The 16,957-nt window shown below is 40.2% G+C and carries 12 protein-coding genes; 2 read left to right on the forward strand and 10 right to left on the reverse strand.

Going from position 1 to position 16,957, the window contains the following annotated elements:
• Positions 1 to 279 precede the first annotated feature (279 nt).
• From manA to ACQVGS_RS19210, 5 genes are all read right to left on the reverse strand, one after another.
• Entirely contained in the window at positions 280 to 1,227 is a 948-nt protein-coding gene (manA, locus tag ACQVGS_RS19190) for a mannose-6-phosphate isomerase, class I (protein ID WP_326374265.1), read from the reverse strand.
• Positions 1,228 to 1,243: 16 nt separating this feature from the next.
• Positions 1,244 to 3,178 (reverse strand): PTS fructose transporter subunit IIABC, encoded by a 1,935-nt coding sequence (locus ACQVGS_RS19195; RefSeq protein ID WP_326374266.1) that lies wholly within the window; start codon positions 3,176 to 3,178, stop codon positions 1,244 to 1,246.
• 148 nt (positions 3,179 to 3,326) lie between these two features.
• Positions 3,327 to 5,279 (reverse strand): mannose transport/utilization transcriptional regulator ManR, encoded by a 1,953-nt coding sequence (gene manR / locus ACQVGS_RS19200; RefSeq protein WP_326374267.1) that lies wholly within the window; start codon positions 5,277 to 5,279, stop codon positions 3,327 to 3,329.
• Positions 5,280 to 5,543: 264 nt separating this feature from the next.
• Positions 5,544 to 5,891: a DMT family transporter gene (locus ACQVGS_RS19205; protein WP_106020902.1), complete on the reverse strand. Its 348-nt coding sequence runs from the start codon at positions 5,889 to 5,891 to the stop codon at positions 5,544 to 5,546.
• Between the two features lie 141 nt (positions 5,892 to 6,032).
• Entirely contained in the window at positions 6,033 to 6,797 is a 765-nt protein-coding gene (locus ACQVGS_RS19210) for an SDR family oxidoreductase (protein ID WP_326374268.1), read from the reverse strand.
• A gap of 166 nt (positions 6,798 to 6,963) precedes the next feature.
• Here ACQVGS_RS19210 and ACQVGS_RS19215 point away from each other — a divergent pair, with 166 nt between their 5' ends.
• Positions 6,964 to 7,785 (forward strand): MerR family transcriptional regulator, encoded by an 822-nt coding sequence (locus ACQVGS_RS19215; RefSeq protein ID WP_106020905.1) that lies wholly within the window; start codon positions 6,964 to 6,966, stop codon positions 7,783 to 7,785.
• A gap of 123 nt (positions 7,786 to 7,908) precedes the next feature.
• Positions 7,909 to 8,367, forward strand: a complete 459-nt coding sequence (gene bltD, locus ACQVGS_RS19220) for a spermine/spermidine acetyltransferase (RefSeq protein WP_286109162.1) — start codon at positions 7,909 to 7,911, stop codon at positions 8,365 to 8,367.
• A 102-nt stretch (positions 8,368 to 8,469) separates the two neighbouring features.
• Here bltD and ACQVGS_RS19225 read toward each other — a convergent pair whose 3' ends face one another.
• The 5 genes from ACQVGS_RS19225 to ACQVGS_RS19245 form a co-directional block, all read right to left on the reverse strand.
• Positions 8,470 to 9,384, reverse strand: a complete 915-nt coding sequence (locus ACQVGS_RS19225; protein WP_326374269.1) for a Vgb family protein — start codon at positions 9,382 to 9,384, stop codon at positions 8,470 to 8,472.
• A gap of 219 nt (positions 9,385 to 9,603) precedes the next feature.
• Complete coding sequence (locus ACQVGS_RS19230; protein WP_101864953.1) at positions 9,604 to 10,476, reverse strand: YitT family protein; 873 nt, start codon at positions 10,474 to 10,476, stop codon at positions 9,604 to 9,606.
• 310 nt (positions 10,477 to 10,786) lie between these two features.
• Entirely contained in the window at positions 10,787 to 11,362 is a 576-nt protein-coding gene (srtD, locus tag ACQVGS_RS19235; protein WP_106021106.1) for a class D sortase, LPxTATN-specific, read from the reverse strand.
• A 9-nt stretch (positions 11,363 to 11,371) separates the two neighbouring features.
• Positions 11,372 to 16,072: an isopeptide-forming domain-containing fimbrial protein gene (locus ACQVGS_RS19240; RefSeq protein WP_491830407.1), complete on the reverse strand. Its 4,701-nt coding sequence runs from the start codon at positions 16,070 to 16,072 to the stop codon at positions 11,372 to 11,374.
• Positions 16,073 to 16,510: 438 nt separating this feature from the next.
• Positions 16,511 to 16,924, reverse strand: a complete 414-nt coding sequence (locus ACQVGS_RS19245; RefSeq protein WP_491830409.1) for an ArsI/CadI family heavy metal resistance metalloenzyme — start codon at positions 16,922 to 16,924, stop codon at positions 16,511 to 16,513.
• Between the last annotated feature and the right edge of the window lie 33 nt (positions 16,925 to 16,957).

Genomic DNA, 16,957 nt, shown 5'->3' on the forward strand with positions numbered 1-16,957 from the left:
TTCGTTTTCTTCTCTTTTTATCCATATAAAATTGAAGCAGCTTTTATAGGTTGTCTTTAGCAACGTGATTGTTGTCTGCAGTTAATCTGCTGACATCATACTCCCAATTGCAGATAAGATAAAAGAAGCTATCGAATTGGTGTCCATAGTGAGTGAATATGAAAAAAGATACCAGCTGGTATGTTTTTATATTGAAACATTCAATTAGCTCAAAATGAGATCACTTTGGTTCGTTCTTTATATCAATCTTAAAAAATGAAACTGGTATAAAGTTTTATTTTACAGATGAGATACGATACACTCCGAATCCCCTGTGAGTTTGAATTCCCCAAACCCGTAAGGCAGCAACATATGATCTCCTTTTTTAAAGTCATATGTACGCTCGCCGGAGATTATCCGGCCTTCTCCTTCGAGGACGCTGACAAGAAGGAATGATTTTTGCTGTTTTAAACTTGCCGATCCTGTTAACTCCCACTTTTCCACTGAAAAATAAGGGCACTCAATCAATACGGCTATGTGCAAATCATCTGTTTGTTTATATTGAACCGTTTGCTGCTCTGGCGCAAATGGTACGTCTATCACTTCTATGCTCTTTTCCAAATGGAGCTCACGCAAATTGCCTTCTGTATCTTTCCGGCCATAATCATACAATCTGTAGGTTGTATCGGAATTCTGCTGCGTCTCTAAAATGAGAATTCCTTTCCCAATCGCATGAACGGTGCCGCTTGGCACATAGAAGAAATCCCCCGGTTTTACCTTTACGCGGCGCAGGAGCTTGTCCCATTTTCCACCTTCTATCATCGAGATCAGTTCTTCCTTTGTTTTTGCGTTGTGGCCATAAACGATTTCTGCATCTTCTTGGCAGTCTATGATATACCAGCATTCTGTTTTTCCGAGCTCTCCTTTTTCACGCGTTTTTGCATACTCATCTTTCGGATGCACCTGAACGGATAAGTCTTGATTGGCATCCAAAATTTTCGTGAGAAGAGGGAAGCGGTCCCCCTTCAGATGTCCGAATAAATGCCGGTAATGTTCCCATAATTCGCTGAGCATGAGCCCCTTGTATATCCCGTTTTGAACAACACTTTGTCCATTTTGATGTGCTGCAAAAGCCCAGCATTCCGCCGTTCGTTCTGATGGGATGTCATAGCCGAAAGCAGCCAAAGCGGTGCCGCCCCAAATCTTTTCTTTGAAAACAGGCTTGAAAAATAACGGTTCAGTCATCATGAAAAATTCCCCCGCTTTATATGATTTCATCCAGGAGTTTGTATGCTTCGTCTTTTGTCTGGACAGAGAGCAGCCTTTCCCTATAGCTGTCATCCATCAGTTTTCGAGATAGCATTTGCAGCAGTTTCAGATGCTGGTTCCCTCCGCTATCTTTCGGTACAGCGATCATAAAGATTAACTTTGCTTCTGATCCATCAAGACTGTTCCAGTCAATGCCTGATCGTTTGATTCCAAACACTACACTAGGCTTCTTGACGGCATCAGACTTCCCGTGCGGGATCGCGATATTCATTCCAATCGCCGTTGTCCCCTCTTGTTCGCGATTCATGATCGCTTGTTTAAAACCGCTCTCTGAATGCAGCATACCTGCGCGGGACAATTTTTGAATCATTTCATCGATAATGTCATCTCTGGTTTCGCCTGATAATGTTGGTTCAATAAGATCTATACTCATAATGTCTGTCAGCTTGTTAATATCCGTCTTCTGTCTGTTTTCCGCTTCATTGTGCTGTTTGGGAGCGTCATTCGATGCTGCAGCTTCACTCAGCCCGGCGGGTGAAGAAACCGGAATATCTTTTTTTAGTACATTAACTAAAAGAGCGGTGGTAAGAGATCCGGCAATCACTGCAATAAAAAACATCAATACATGATCAACGGCGCCTAGTACTGCCACTATAGGCCCGCCGTGCGCTACTCTGTCTCCGACATTGCCGATCATAGCGATCACAGAACCAATCATAGAACCTGCCATAATCCCCGGAATGACGCGAAGCGGATCTTGTGCCGCGAATGGAATGGCTCCTTCAGTGATGCCGAAGAGTCCCATGGTAAATGATGCTTTTCCCATTTCTCTTTCCGACTCCTGAAATTTCCTTTTTCCAAAAAACGTGGCAATCCCCAGGCCGATCGGCGGTATACAAATGGCGACGGCAATCGGTCCCATAATTTCATAGTTTCCTTCTCCGATCATGGCCGATCCGAACAGGAATGCCACCTTGTTTACGGGGCCTCCCATATCAAATGAAATCATTGCGCCTAAAATCAATGCCAGCAGGATGGAGCTCGAACCTTTCATGCCCGCCAGCCATACCGTTAAAGATTCGAAAATTTGGGCTACAGGTGCACCGATCAAAAACACAAACGCCAAACCTACAATTAGTGAAGCGAACACTGGAATAATAATAATCGGCATAATCGGCTGAATCGCTTTTGGAACCTTTAATTTTTTGATCCAAAGGGCAGAATACCCCGCCAAAAAACCGGCGATGATGCCGCCGAGAAAACCGGCGCCGCTTGCACTGCCGTAAAAGCTTCCCGTCGCTGCAATATATCCGCCGATCATTCCTGGTACAAGCCCGGGCTTATCAGCGATGCTGTACGCGATATATCCGGCCAAAATCGGGATCATGAATGAGAATGAGGCACTTCCGATCTGTTCAATCGTTTTCCAAAAAGATTCATCCGGAATGACTAAGCCTTTCGGTGTTTTCTCACCTCCAAGCGTTAATGCAACCGCTATCAATAATCCGCCGACGACGATGAATGGAACCATAAAAGAAACACCGTTCATTAAATGACGATAAATCGGATTTTGTTTTTTCTCCTGTTGATTGCCGGCTTCCGAATTTGAAACTGAACGGTAGACCGGCACATCGCCGCTAAGTGCTTTTTGAATTAATTCTTCCGGTTTGCGGATACCATCCTGAACCCCGACAGACAACAGTTTTTTTCCTATAAACCGGTCTTTGTTTACCGAACGGTCTGCCGCAATAATGATCGCGTCTGCTTCACGAATCTCCTCACCGGTCAGCTCATTTTCCACTCCGATTCCGCCTTGGGTCTCGACTTTCATTTGGACGCCTAATCTGTCGGCAGCTTTTTGCAGATTTTCAGCCGCCATATATGTATGGGCAATTCCATTCGGGCATGATGTAATCGCTAACAGTTTCATACGAGTCCTCCTTTAAAGTATGAATCATAAGGCCTGTAACAACTGTATATCAAAATCATGCTTGTAAAAGCGCTGTTTTTTACCGTTAATTCCGGAAAAACCGGCATTTTTCCATATACAAAAAAAGCAGTCCCTCAAAGCCCCGCTTTTAATAATCCAAATAAGATAAAAATCTCATAACATTTGTTTCCTTCGTCAGCTTATGAATGAATGCCGGCTGCTCACTCAGATATGACAGTTCATGGAACAATTGCTTTGTCATGTTTTGATCCTCGTGTTTGACAGCCAGCATAAAGACGAGTGACACTTTTTCGCCCCCCCAATCAAGCGGCTCTTTTAATGTGGCAATCGCAATCGTTGATTGTTTTATCAATTTAGAGTTTGCATGAGGAATTGCAATGCCAGCTCCAATGTTTGTCGCCGACATTTTTTCTCTCATCACAGCATGAATGGCATACTCCTTTTCCACATAGCCTTTCTCGTATAAGACCATTGCCATTTGTTCAATCAGCTTGTAGCGATGAACTGACTCTTGCTGCAAAAAAACTAAGAAAGGAGTCGTATTGTTCAGCATCTTAAACGTTTTTTGTGTTTGGCGTTGCGATACGTCAACCTGATCCATAAATGCACTTAGTTTCTTCTCATCAGAAGGCTCCAACAGCGGTGATACAACAATATGAGGAATCGGCACATGTTCCAACGCTATCGTGGAAATGACAAGATCTATGTCCCCATGTTTTGTTGTGTAATCTGCTAAATCAGCTTTTGCAATACAGGCCTTCACCGCGATTTGATGAAATTTCCGTTCAATTTTTGTCCGCAGCAATTGTGACATTCCAATGCCCATGTGGCAGACGATGATTGCCTTTTTACGCTTCTCGCTGCTGTGGTGCAAACGTTCGACCGCAGCTTGAAAATGCAATGTCAGATAAGCGGCCTCTTCCTCAGGAATAGAAAGAGCAAACGTTTGATTGATGTCTTCCAGAACGTCAATGATCATATGAAACAGATAAGGGTACATTTTTTTTATGTCATTTAGCATTGGATTTGATACAGAAAGATCATAATTCAGCCGGTTTAGCACTGTATTGAGATGGATGTTCAATCCGTTGATCAAATCCTGATCACTATGAAAATCAAGCATTTTTAGCTCTGATACACGATCGATTAAATGCCGCACAACCATGGGAAGCAAGGGATTTTCCAGAACCTTTTTTTCTTCTCCCCGAGATCGAAAACGAACTTTTCCGCCGAGTATATGCAGCGTTAAATATACGGCTTCTTCTCTAGGGAAGCGGATGGCAAAAACCGCTTCCAGCCGTTTTAAACATGCAATTGCCCATTTATATTCTATCTTCTTTTCTACTGCTGCCATTTCTGTTGGCGAAATCGAGATGGGCTGCTTCTTTTTGATTCGGCGTATCATCAGCAATGTATGCAATAATAAATTCTCGAACGTTTCATCTGTGAAATAGATAGAACGGTGCTTTTGCAATGTTTTGAATTCATTCGACACAAATTTCACTTCATGACTTAAGAACTTGCTTTTGATAAATTGACTTGTAAACTCTGGATTATCAATCAAATCAGAGATTCTGGCTAAGGCTTTTCTTTTATTTCTTTCATTTCCCTCGATCTTTAAACCGAGCCGCTGCTTTGACACCAATTTGAGATCAAATCGCTTCAGCCACTCTTCAATTTCATGTAAATCCCTTTTGATGGAAGACTTATTCAAAAAATGCTGAGCGGCAATTTCTTTTGCTGACACATGTTTTGGGTTCATTAATAATTGATAAGCGATTTGCAGAATTCTTTCTTCATCGGACTGGTGCTTTGAGCCAAAATGTTCAGTACCTAATTGTTGAGTTAACCGGGCCCTTTCATGTTCTTCTATATTTAAATAGACACCTAATCCTGGTTTGCGAATGAGCTGAGCAGGAGAATGTTCATGCAGATAACCTTCGATCGTTTTCAGATCATTCCTGATCGTTTTTTCAGAACACTTTACCCTGTCGGCGAAATCTTGCACGACTAAATAGTCATCAGGTTCAGATAACAACAGATACAAAATGTCTTTTTGTCTAGTATTCATGTATCTCATCTGTTTTTCTATCCTTCCTGTGTTTCACTCAAATGATGTACTAATAGTATAAGTATACTACATAAGAAACCGCTTACATTATAAAGTAAAATAAAAGTGCTAAAAGTTTCGTTTTTTACCGAAACTTCCTGAAAAATTGGATTTATGCGCAGAAAATCTACTGTTCATTCATCAAAAAGAAGATACTCACCATGAATGAGCACCTAGTGATTGCAAGAAAGTCTTATAAAAAAAGAGCAGCTCCTCAGCTGCTCACCACAACACTTACTTACCTGTACTGACTGCTTCACCATGTCCTGGCCCGAAAGCATTTAATACGACTACTCCCACAACAATGAGGAGAATTCCTATGCCGCTTGCAAAATTAATTTTCTCTTTCCAGACGAGAATGGAAATCAGTGTGGTTCCCACTGCCCCCAGTCCAGCCCATATGGCATAAGCTGCATTTAATGGAATCGTTTTTAGAGCTAGTGAAATACAGAAAAAGGATATAAAAAAACTCACAAAAACCCCAATAACAGGCCCAATCTTAGTAAAACTCTCTGAAGCTTTCAGCATAGACGTTCCTGTAAGTTCGCCTAACACCGCAATGATCAGATATACATAACTCATGATTCGTCACCCTTTGTTTATCATTTATTTAATATAGATACCTTTCTCCCCTGCAATGTTCTCAAACGCCCCCGTATAATGACTACTCAAAGTCATGCCTATTCTCCTCTACCCATGGGGCAAATGTTCTGGCAGGCTCTCCTAAAACCCGTTCAACTGTCGGCAAACTGTATACACTTGTTCAGGCGGGTTTTTTCCCATTTCAATGATGAAATAATCAATAAACTGCTCGTCATATCCTTTGCTCTTCCATTCTGTTTTCACTTCATCTACTGTCATTTCAATCAGCTCAATAGGTTTTTGAATCACCTCTGAAATTTGTTTAAGCATATTTCTCGGGTTTAATGCTTCTGGCCCAGTTAAATCATATGTTTGTTTATGATGGCCTTCCTCCGTGAGAGATTTTACTGCAACAGCCGCAATATCAGTTTCATGGATTCTGGCGCTTAGACTATCAGGGAATGCAGTACGGATAAATCCTTCTTTTTGAATAGATTCTGTCCAATCATTTAGTACATTTTTCATAAATTCTACGGGCCTTAATATTGTCCACTCCATCCCGCTATTTTTAATTACTTCTTCAATAGGGTTTCCTTCATAATCCACCAATGCCACAATTTTTTTAACGCCAGCTTTTTCAGCCATTTGCACAATTCTTTGATTGGCCAAGAATTTAGTGTCTGATTGATCACTTTGTGTCATTAAAAATAAACCGTCAACTTTATAAAGATGTGACTGTAAAGTTTCAGGATGATCAAGATCTCCAGAGACAAGCTGAACTTCAGCAGGCAGATTTGTTTTGTTTATGGCCCTTGTTAACGCCTTCACTTTAACTCCTTTTCCATTTAAAAGCTCAACAATGTGCCCGCCTACTGTTCCCGTAGCTCCTGTAACTAAGATTGTCATGTTTATTCCCTCCAACATTTTCATTTTTAACAAACAAGGCTATACAATGATCGGAATCATCAATGAAATCTATTTTGACTGCAGCCACTCCGAAATCGTACTCATCTCTGCCCTTCTTGGTTATAATAAAGGGTGGTGTAACACCATAGTCAAGGAGAGATTTTTAATGGATTTACATTTACATACTCATTTAACGACTGGGCAATTTGCCAAATTAATGGGGATAAGCAAAGACACACTGTTTCACTATGATCGAATTGGAATTTTTTCTCCGGAAGTGAAAGCTCCTAATGGTTACAGGTATTATTCAATCAATCAAATCGATGTTTTTCATGTGATTTCAACCCTAAAAGAATTAGAAATGCCACTAAAGGAAATAAAGGAGTATCTGAACAAAAGATCCCCCGATGAACTTATTTATCTTCTCGAAAGTAAAGAATCAATACTTGACACTAAGATTATACAGCTTCAAAAAATGAAAAAAATAATCTCGGAGAAATCGAGAATTACGAAGAAGGCAGCTGAAATAGATCGTTCAGCTATTCTATTTGAAGAAAGGCAAGAAGAAGCATTAGTATTAACTGAAGCAGAGCCTTTTACAGGAGATAAAAGCATTTACAATTCCATGATCAATCACAATAAGTATGTAAACACTCACAATTTAGATGCCCATCATTCACCAGGCTGGATGATGGATACGAAGAAAATCATAAGCGGTAAACCCTTTAGTTATGATTATCTTTATACGAGAGTGAACAAAACATTAAATCATTATCATTATGTACAAAACAAAGGCACATATTTAACCGCGTATCACGGAGACGGTTATTCACGTATTAAAGAAACTTACGATAGATTGTTAACTTTTTCTCGCGGCAAAGATATAAAATTACAAGGCTTTTTCTACGAAGAAGTGATGTTAGATGAGCTATCAGTTAAAGGCTATGAAAAGTATTTAATTAAGGTTTTTGTGCAAATTGTAAAGTAAGGGGATTAACTGCAGAACTCATTGTTCCTCGTAAAACTACATGATGTGGATGAAAGCGTAACAACGTTATTGATCTGAAAATCTTCTGTCCTTTTCAGAAAAAGAGAAAAAAGGGGAATGACTATGAATATTGAGATAAAGGCGGTAACTGAAGAGAATCGTGAATCTATTCTGTCTCTTCATGTTCACAAGAGCCAAATATCATATATAGAATCAACCAAGCAATGTCTAGAGGATGCAACAGAATGTCAGTATTATAAACCTGCTGGACTTTATTACAAAGGGGAGTTAGTCGGTTTTGCTATGTATGGATGGTTTCCTGAGATTGATGAAGAAAATAAAAACGGCAGAGTGTGGCTTGACCGATTTTTCATTGACGAGCGTTTTCAAGGTCAAGGATTAGGGAGCATTATGCTTGAAGCTCTTATTCATCACCTTGCTGAGCTATATACATGTAACAGAATTTATTTAAGCATTTTTGAGAGCAACATTCATGCTTTGCGCCTGTATCAAAAATTCGGCTTTACATTTAACGGTGAGCTCGATTTTAACGGCGAGAAGGTCATGGTAAAAGAGCTATAAGTACTTAAGCTGTTGAAAAGCTACATTGACGAGACTTCAATTCATGTAACATTATGGCGTTTCACGCAAATGAAAAAGCATACTATGTTCTTGGTATGCTTTTTAAATTCTTTCAGCACTTTCTCTTGATTTCAGTAAACGCAGCTTTCCGATTTTATTGCATTCTAACGCGAACCATACACTGCCTTCTTTGTCACAGCCAATTCCGTGAGGCTCGCCATTAGAGGTTTTGATTGTATATTCTTCAAAGGTTCTCTCTTTCGTCAATCTTCCTATTTTATTTGCTCCCCATTCAGTGAACCATAAATCCGATTCGACTCCCGCAGCAATAGCATGAGGCCGGGCATTTGGTGTAGGAATATCATATTCCGTTATTTCGCCGGACATCGTGATCCTTCCTATTTTATTTCCCATTATTTCTGTAAACCAAAGGGCACCATCATTTCCGTTTGCAAGACCTACTGGCGCTGCTCCCGGTGTTGGGATTGGGTATGCCGTTATTTCTCCTGATTGGGTTATCTTGCCGATCGCATTGTTTTGGTTTTCAGTGAACCAAAGTGAGTCATCGGGCCCCAACGTAATAAAAGAAGGATATGATTCTTTATTCGGCAGTTCGTATTCATGAATCACCCCTTCTGCTGTCAATCTCCCTATGCGATTTCCATTCATTTCAGTAAACCAAATATCACCGTGAAGACCTTCAGTAATTCCATATGGCGCTGAATTTGGATGGGGTAATGGGTACTCTGTAAATATGCCCTTTTCTGAAAGCCTTCCAATTTTATCAGTCCCATTTTCAGTAAACCAAATATCACCTATTGAAGATATGGTCAAACACAGCACTCGTGCATCAGGAGTTGGAACAATACATTCTTTGATTGTTCCATCTTGATGAAGACAACTGATTTTATTTGCTTTATGTTGAGTAAACCATACATTTCCTTCACGAGAGACCGCTATCCCATAAGGACCAGAATCCGCTTGCAACATATCTATTTCTTGCAGCTCAATATTCAAATAAATCCCTCCATTTAAGCATAACCTGATACAAAAAAGCCTCCTATTCTCATTATACGAGACAGGAGGCAATGGAATTCCAGTACAGACTTTAACATACTGACTTGCTGGTTACCTTATTTTCTGAGCGTGAAGACAAAAACAATTTAATATAAAATTTCTGAGACTTATCATTTTAAAAGCGGTATCTCACTTTTGGGTTAGAAGTTCTGTTTTTCTCTAATGACTCGTATGTCTTCTAAAATTACTGCCCTTCACTTCAGCTACGTCATATACGGTAACAAAGGCATTTTTATCAATTTCATTAATAATTTCCTTTAGTTTTGTTTCTTCCAGGCGGTTGATGACACATGTGATTTCTTTAAATTTCTCGTGGGAAAAACCGCCATAAGCTTCTTTATAGGTAGCACTTCGGCCTAACTGATCACGTATAGTCTCTACCATTAATTCAGGCTGGGTTGAAATAATTTGAAAGGTTTTAGAACCACTTAAGCCTTCCTCAACGATATGTATGACTTTGGACGCAATGTAGTAAGCAATGACTGACAGTAATGCCCCTTGTAAGCCAAATACAATGGATACAAAAATAAACACAAAAAGGTTTAAGAATAAAATGAGATCGCTCGTTCCAAATGGCAATTTTCGAGATAGCAGCACAGCGAGCATATCAATTCCATCCAATGCGCCGCCGTTACGTAACGCTAACCCCATTCCCAATCCAAGGATAATCCCGCCAACAACGGTTATTAACAGGGTATCCCCCTCTATGATGGCTGGAGTGTGGTGGAAAAACATTGTGCCAGCGGCAAGTGATACGATTCCGATAATGGATAATAATGCAAAGTCTTTCCCGATTTGCTTATATCCTAACCAGACAAACGGGATGTTTAATGCTGCAATAAGAACCCCTAGCGGCAAATCAAATAGCTGTGAACCAACGATACTAAGTCCTGTCACCCCTCCATCAGATACACTGTTTGGAATCAATACGGTTTCCAGTCCATATGCCGCTATAATTCCTCCGATAATAACCATTATGACTTGCAGTACTCTTTTTATTTTTAAATGCTTATGTTTTTTGTTTGTATTCATCTCATTCCTCATTTCGAATATTTAGTCTTAATTTAAATATACCATAATAGGTTTATTTATTCTAAAGACCATATACAGAACGTATATATATGTTCCCCAACAGTAAACCAATAAATGAATTCCTCTGATAAGTTCCAGAACTTGCTTCTCCATGTTCATAACCCGGCGGATTTCTTCCCTTGGGGTGAAACATTTGAAAAAGCGAAATACGAAAAACAAGCGTGTTCTCTTGTTACTTCCCTCAACTACTCATTAAAAAAAGCTGGCGAGAATATCTCGCCAGCCTAAATCTTTGGGATTCTTAATTGTTTTAAATCCGTTTTCCATAAATAATATATCGTTTTGGAGCATTGCCGATATATGAAAACGGATAACACGTAGTTAGAATGAGCTCCTCTTTTTTATGCTGCAACGTAATAATGGAAGTATCATTTTTATCGACAATTTTCATATTCTCAATCTTATACTGAAAACTCCCATATGGCAGCGTAATCTTTAATTGATCACCTTTTTTTAGTTCTCCCGTCCGGCGAAAAACGGTATCCCGATGTCCCGATAACACAATTTGTCCGTTTTCATTTGGATAATAACTTTCTTTGTAGTGACCGACGCCCTTTTCCAAGTCATCTGCGTCAGTCCCTTCTACAATCGGAAGCTCTGCATTTATTTTTGGGATTTCAAGAACACCGACAGCTTCCCCGACCTTAGGTTTAAAAGATGCTTTTTCTGCTTCTCGCTCCTTGCTAGTTTCAGGATGTCCCGCTGCCAGCTTAGCTTCTTCTAAAGCTTCTGCTGTCTTTTGATTGGTATCCACCACTTTCCAGACTCCATAGCCTATGAAAATGAGTCCGGCACTTATGATGAACAAAGGAAACGCTTTTTTTATAATTTGCATTTAGGCATTTCTTTTCCTTCTAAAATACCAGAGGACTGATCCAATTAACAATAATCCAAAACCAACAAGAAGAATATTATAATTGTTTGTCGCCGTATCCGGAAGCTCATTTCCGGTATTTGTCTTTTCACCTGTTTTTTCTGGTGTTGATTTACTTGGCTCACCAGAAGGATTAGAGTTGCTTGGTTTAGCAGGATCGCTTGGTTTTTCAGAGCCTTTCGATACAACTTTCATCTCTGCTTCAGGCTTATCTGGCTTATCAATACTGCTGCTTTCTACAGTTGCCACGTTTGTAATCGTTTTGCCTGCATATCCCGGCTCAATTTTCGCTTGGAACGTCACAGTCCGCCATTCAGTGTCAGTAACATCGCCAAAGTTAGCAGTAATCTTGCCGTCCTTGATTGTTGCTTCTCCGCCGTTGCTCGCTTTCAAGCTGCCTTCGACATACTTCAATCCGGCTGGAAGCTTATCTGAAATAACCAGATTTTCTACTTTACCGTCGGATACTGTGTTTCGGGTTTTAATGGTGTAGACTACCGTGTCCCCTGCTTCATACTTTTCCTTATCTGAATCCAAGTTCTTCACTGTTTTTTCAGATTCTAAAACAGGATTTCGCGGATATACCTTCAATTCATGGCTTGGTTTGTCAGGAGTCTTGATATTGTCGCTGCTGATGTTTGCAGTGTTCACGATATCCTTTCCTGCTTGACCAGAATTCACTTTTACTTCGAATGTCACAGAGTGCCACTTCGTATCGGTCACATTGCCAAACTCACCTGACGTCTTACCCTCGGCATAATATCCATGATCATCGTCTTGATCATCACTTACTGCTGTGCCATCCACTTTCAATGTTCCTGCAACATATTCTAATCCTTCCGGAAGAGAATCCGAGATGACAAGATTTTTGACAAGACTGTCTTCCATCGTGTTTCGGGTTTGGATTGTGTAAAGAAGCGTGTCGCCCGATTCTGGATGGTCCGCATCTTTATTTCCCTCAGCTTTTTCCTTAATGGAGGCTGTTTTCTTTGATTCTAATTTTGGATCTTTCGGATCCACTGTGATGTCTGTTCCCGGTTTATCCGGTGTGTCGATATTGCCGCCGTCAACGGTAGCCACGTTTTTAATCGTTTTCTCCGCATATCCGGACTCAATTTTCGCTTGGAATGTCACAGTCCGCCATTCTGTGTCTGTGACGTCTCCAAAGTCAGCAGATACCTTACCGTTTTTAACATTTCCTTTGCCATCATGGCTTACTTTCAAACTGCCTTCAATGTACTTCAGACCATCTGGAAGTTCGTCTGAGATGACGAGATCAGTTACTTTACTATCCGCTACTGTATTTCTTGTTTTGATGGTGTAAACAACTGTATCTCCTGCTTCATATTTCTCTTTATCTGAATCCAGATTTTTTACTGTCTTTTCTGAATTCAAAACTGGATCTTTCGGAGTAACTTTGACCTCATGGCTTGGTTTATCCGGTTTATCAGTATTGTCACCGCTAATGCTAGCCGTATTGACAATATTTTTACCTGCTTGACCAGCTTTTACTTTCGCTTCAAATGTAACAGTATGCCATTCCATATCAGTCACATCACCAAATTGGCCTGATACTTTGCCTTCTGTCACATCGCCTTTATCATCATCGCGGGCATCACTGACTTCTTTATTGTCTACTTTTAGTGTGCCAGGAACATATTCTAAGCCTGCCGGCAGTTTATCTGCGATGACAAGATCAGTTACTTTACTGTCCTTAACTGTATTTCTTGTTTTGATCGTGTAAACAACCGTATCTCCTGCTTCATACTTTTCTTTCTCTTCATCCAGGTTCTTCGCTGTCTTTTCTGACTCTAACACTGGATTTCTTGGATAAACTTTGACCTCATGACTTGGTTTGTCTGGTTTATCAATATTGTCACCTGTGACGCTGGCAGTATTCACAATTTTCTGATCAGATTGGCCAGCTTTTACTTTCGCTTCAAAGGTAACAGTATGCCATTCCGTATCAGTCACATTACCGATTTGACCCGACAATTTACCATCTGTCATATCGCCCTTATCATCATCTTGGGCATCGCTGACGGCTTTATTGTCTACTTTTAGAGTTCCAGAAACATATTCCAGTCCTTCTGGAAGTTCATCTGAGATGACGAGATTTTTCACCAGACTGTCCTCAACCGTGTTTTTTGTCTGGATGGTATAAAGAAGGGTATCTCCCACTTGTGTCTGATTCTCTTCTTTATTTCCCTCTGCTTTTGCTTGAATACTTGATGTTTTCTTTGACTCTAAGACAGGGTTTCTAGGATAAACTTCGACTTCATTTTTCGGCTTATCCGGAGTATCGATGTTGCTGCCAGTAACGCTAGCTGTATTTTGAATCGTTTCACCGGCTTGGCCAGCTTTCACTTTCGCTTCGAATGTAACAGTATGCCATTCGGTATCAGTCACATCACCAATTTGACCTGACACTTTGCCATTTGTCACATCACCTTTATCGTCGTCTTTGGCGTCACTGACTTCTTTATTGTCTACTTTTAGTGAGCCTGAAACGTATTCTAATCCCTCCGGAAGTTCATCTGAAATGACGAGATCTTTCAGCAGACTGTCTTCAATCGTGTTTCTCGTTTCGATTGTATAAAGAAGGGTATCTCCTACTTCTGGATGTTTCGCATCTTTATTGCCATCCGCTTTTGCTTGAAGGCTTGCGGTTTTCTTCGATTCTACATCCGGCTTTCTTGGATAAATCTCGGTATCATTGCTCGGCTTATCTGGTGTGTCGATGTTGCTGCCAGTAACGCTAGCCGTATTTTGAATCGTTTCACCAGCTTGGCCAGCTTTCACTTTCGCTTCAAATGTAACAGTATGCCATTCCGTATCAGTCACATCACCAATTTGGCCTGACACTTTGCCATCTGTTACATCACCTTTGTCATCGTCTTGAGCATCGCTGACTGCTGTACCGTCTACTTTCAGAGTGCCTGGAACGTATTCCAGTCCTTCTGGTATGGCATCTGAGATTGTAAGGGCTTTTACCTCACTGTCTTCTTCAGTATTTCGTGTTTGTATTGTGTAAAGAAGCGTGTCGCCTACTTCTGGGTGATCAGGATATTTGTTTCCTTCCACTTTTTCCTTAATTGCTGACGTTTTCTTTGACTCTAAGTCAGGATTCCTAGGATACACTTTGACTTCATTATTCGGCTTATCCGGAGTATTTATATTGTCTCCTGAAATGCTTGCCGTATTGATAATATCCTTTCCTGCTTGACCAGGCTTAACTTTTGCTTCGAAGGTAACGTTATGCCATTCAGTATCCGTCACATCGCCAATTTTGCCTGACACTTTGCTGTCTGTATATTGGCCTTTATCATCATCTTGAGCATCACTGACCGATGTACCATCTACTTTTAAAGTGCCCGGAACATATTCTAAGCCTTCTGGCACTGCATCTGAAATTGAAAGGTTTTTCACCTGACTGTCTTCAGCAGTATTCCGTGTTTGTATCGTGTAAAGGAGCGTATCTCCCACTTCCGGATGATCCGTATCTTGGTTTCCATCCGCTTTTGCCTTAATTGCAGACGTTTTCTTTGATTCAAGTACAGGATCTTTAAAAACAACCGGAGTTGTTACTTCGTTTGATTCGGTTTGTTTTTTCGTATTCGTTAATAAACTGTCATAGTCTATTTGCGCTTTGTTAGAAATTTCCTTACCGACATAACCTGTCTTGGCTTTCACTTTAAACTGTACAGTCATTCCATTAGGCAAGTTGTTCGTATTAGGTAAATCTCCTAATGTAATATTTACTTTATTACCATCGAAATTACCTTCATCACTATCGGATGCATCAGTTAAATTTTTTGTTGTCGAACCATTAATTAATTTTAATGATCCCGGAACATATTCAGTTCCCTCTGGAATTGCATCGGAAAAGCTTGCATCAGAAGCAATATCTCCGCCTTGGTTTTTGATTTGAACCGCATATGTTAATTCATCACCGGGTTGCACCTCGCCCTGTGGAGAGACTGACTTATTTGCAGTTACACATGGTTCTGTGCCAAGGAAAATATCATCCAAAAAGTTGCCGGCTCCTAAGCTTCCGCCGGCTGAACTCACCGCCTCAAAACCGAAACGCGTTGTCGTTTGACCTGCTGGAACAGTGTAAGAGCCTGAATGAGTTCCCCATGCCGTTTTTCCATCAGAAAATTGTTTTTGAACCACCGTATTGTATGGATTATTAGTTGCTGCCCCGATGCGAACCTGCATGGTGTCAACACCTTGCCGCCCCATATGGGATAAGCGCCAATAAATCGTTTGTCCGGGCGTTGTTTTCACGTCTTGATACAGCATGCCATTCTCAAAAGCGTTTAATTCCGCCCACCGATTGCCATCAGGAGGAGAAGGCCAGCCTTTTACTGTTGCAGGAATGTTCTTTTCATAATTCCATATTTCAATTGCCTTCTGACCAGAGGAATCATCAGTCGTTTTCCAGCCAGGTACCTCGGATTCGAGATAAAAGAGACCCGAATTATTATATGCAGTTCCTCTGGCAGCACCTTGCTCAAAGCTTCCGTTAATCAGTGCAACCGGAGCCAGGCAAGTATTAACTGCATTTTGAGTTACCTCTGTTTTATCTTCAGCGTGAATATGATTTGGCAGAACCGTCAACATATTTCCAGTAACCAATAACAAGACTGCAAATATCATGAGGGTTTTCCTAATATTCAGTATGTAAGTTCTAGGGATAAAGCCCTTTCGCACAGCTTTCACACTCCATAATTTATTTTTCACACGACTTGAAAAATCACAATATTCCGAACTCTGTTCTTAATATGACCTCCCTTCTCTCTTGGTTAATATAACAAAATATATGAATATCTTACAATGTGACAAAATATTCATATATCTGGCATAAAATAAGGTAACAATTCAAAAAACAAATGTATTTGTCGTAATTTGTCAAGGGAATTTTGTCCTTTTTTATACTAATATGGATTACTAGAGCAATGAGTGTAAAGCGATGATTCACTGCTGACATATTCGTTGGGCTACTATGACGGACTTATTTGATTACATAAAAAAAGTTGCCAACTATAGAACATCTATAATTGACAACTCCGTACATTAACAATTTTTAATTAAATTTCACACGGGTGTTACACAACAAGAGAGAGTATCTTGTTTTTGGTCATCACTATTCGATTTGGTATAGAAAAACTCCCATTCATTTCCATAGGGATCTGTAACCCAAAATTTATCTTGGACTGCGTAACAACATGTAGTATTCATTTCCTTACGTGCAAAAAATCCTTCTTTTTCTAGCCGCTCCTTATGTCTCAAAACTTCATCTAAAGTATCGACTTGGAATCCAAAATGATTCACTTGGTTCCCCTGTACCTGATCACGAACATTCAACGTAAAATTCAACCCCGGTTTATCTAACAGGAATTTTGCATAGTCTGTTTTTACTTTTACAGGTTTCACTCCAAAAACTTTTTCATAGAATTTGATCGATTCCCCTAAATTGGTTACATTAACCCCTACATGAACATACTTCATAATGATTCCCCCTTATTGATATTCATCAAGAAA

It is taken from the genome of Bacillus sp. SD127 (assembly GCF_058566445.1).

Coding starts and splice junctions, on each gene's coding strand:
- manA (WP_326374265.1), bottom strand. CDS start 1,227: ATGATGACTGAACCGTTATTTTTCAAGCCTGTTTTCAAAGAAAAGATT.
- ACQVGS_RS19195 (WP_326374266.1), bottom strand. CDS start 3,178: ATGAAACTGTTAGCGATTACATCATGCCCGAATGGAATTGCCCATACA.
- manR (WP_326374267.1), bottom strand. CDS start 5,279: ATGAGATACATGAATACTAGACAAAAAGACATTTTGTATCTGTTGTTA.
- ACQVGS_RS19205 (WP_106020902.1), bottom strand. CDS start 5,891: ATGAGTTATGTATATCTGATCATTGCGGTGTTAGGCGAACTTACAGGA.
- ACQVGS_RS19210 (WP_326374268.1), bottom strand. CDS start 6,797: ATGACAATCTTAGTTACAGGAGCTACGGGAACAGTAGGCGGGCACATT.
- ACQVGS_RS19215 (WP_106020905.1), top strand. CDS start 6,964: ATGGATTTACATTTACATACTCATTTAACGACTGGGCAATTTGCCAAA.
- bltD (WP_286109162.1), top strand. CDS start 7,909: ATGAATATTGAGATAAAGGCGGTAACTGAAGAGAATCGTGAATCTATT.
- ACQVGS_RS19230 (WP_101864953.1), bottom strand. CDS start 10,476: ATGAATACAAACAAAAAACATAAGCATTTAAAAATAAAAAGAGTACTG.
- ACQVGS_RS19240 (WP_491830407.1), bottom strand. CDS start 16,072: ATGATATTTGCAGTCTTGTTATTGGTTACTGGAAATATGTTGACGGTT.
- ACQVGS_RS19245 (WP_491830409.1), bottom strand. CDS start 16,924: ATGAAGTATGTTCATGTAGGGGTTAATGTAACCAATTTAGGGGAATCG.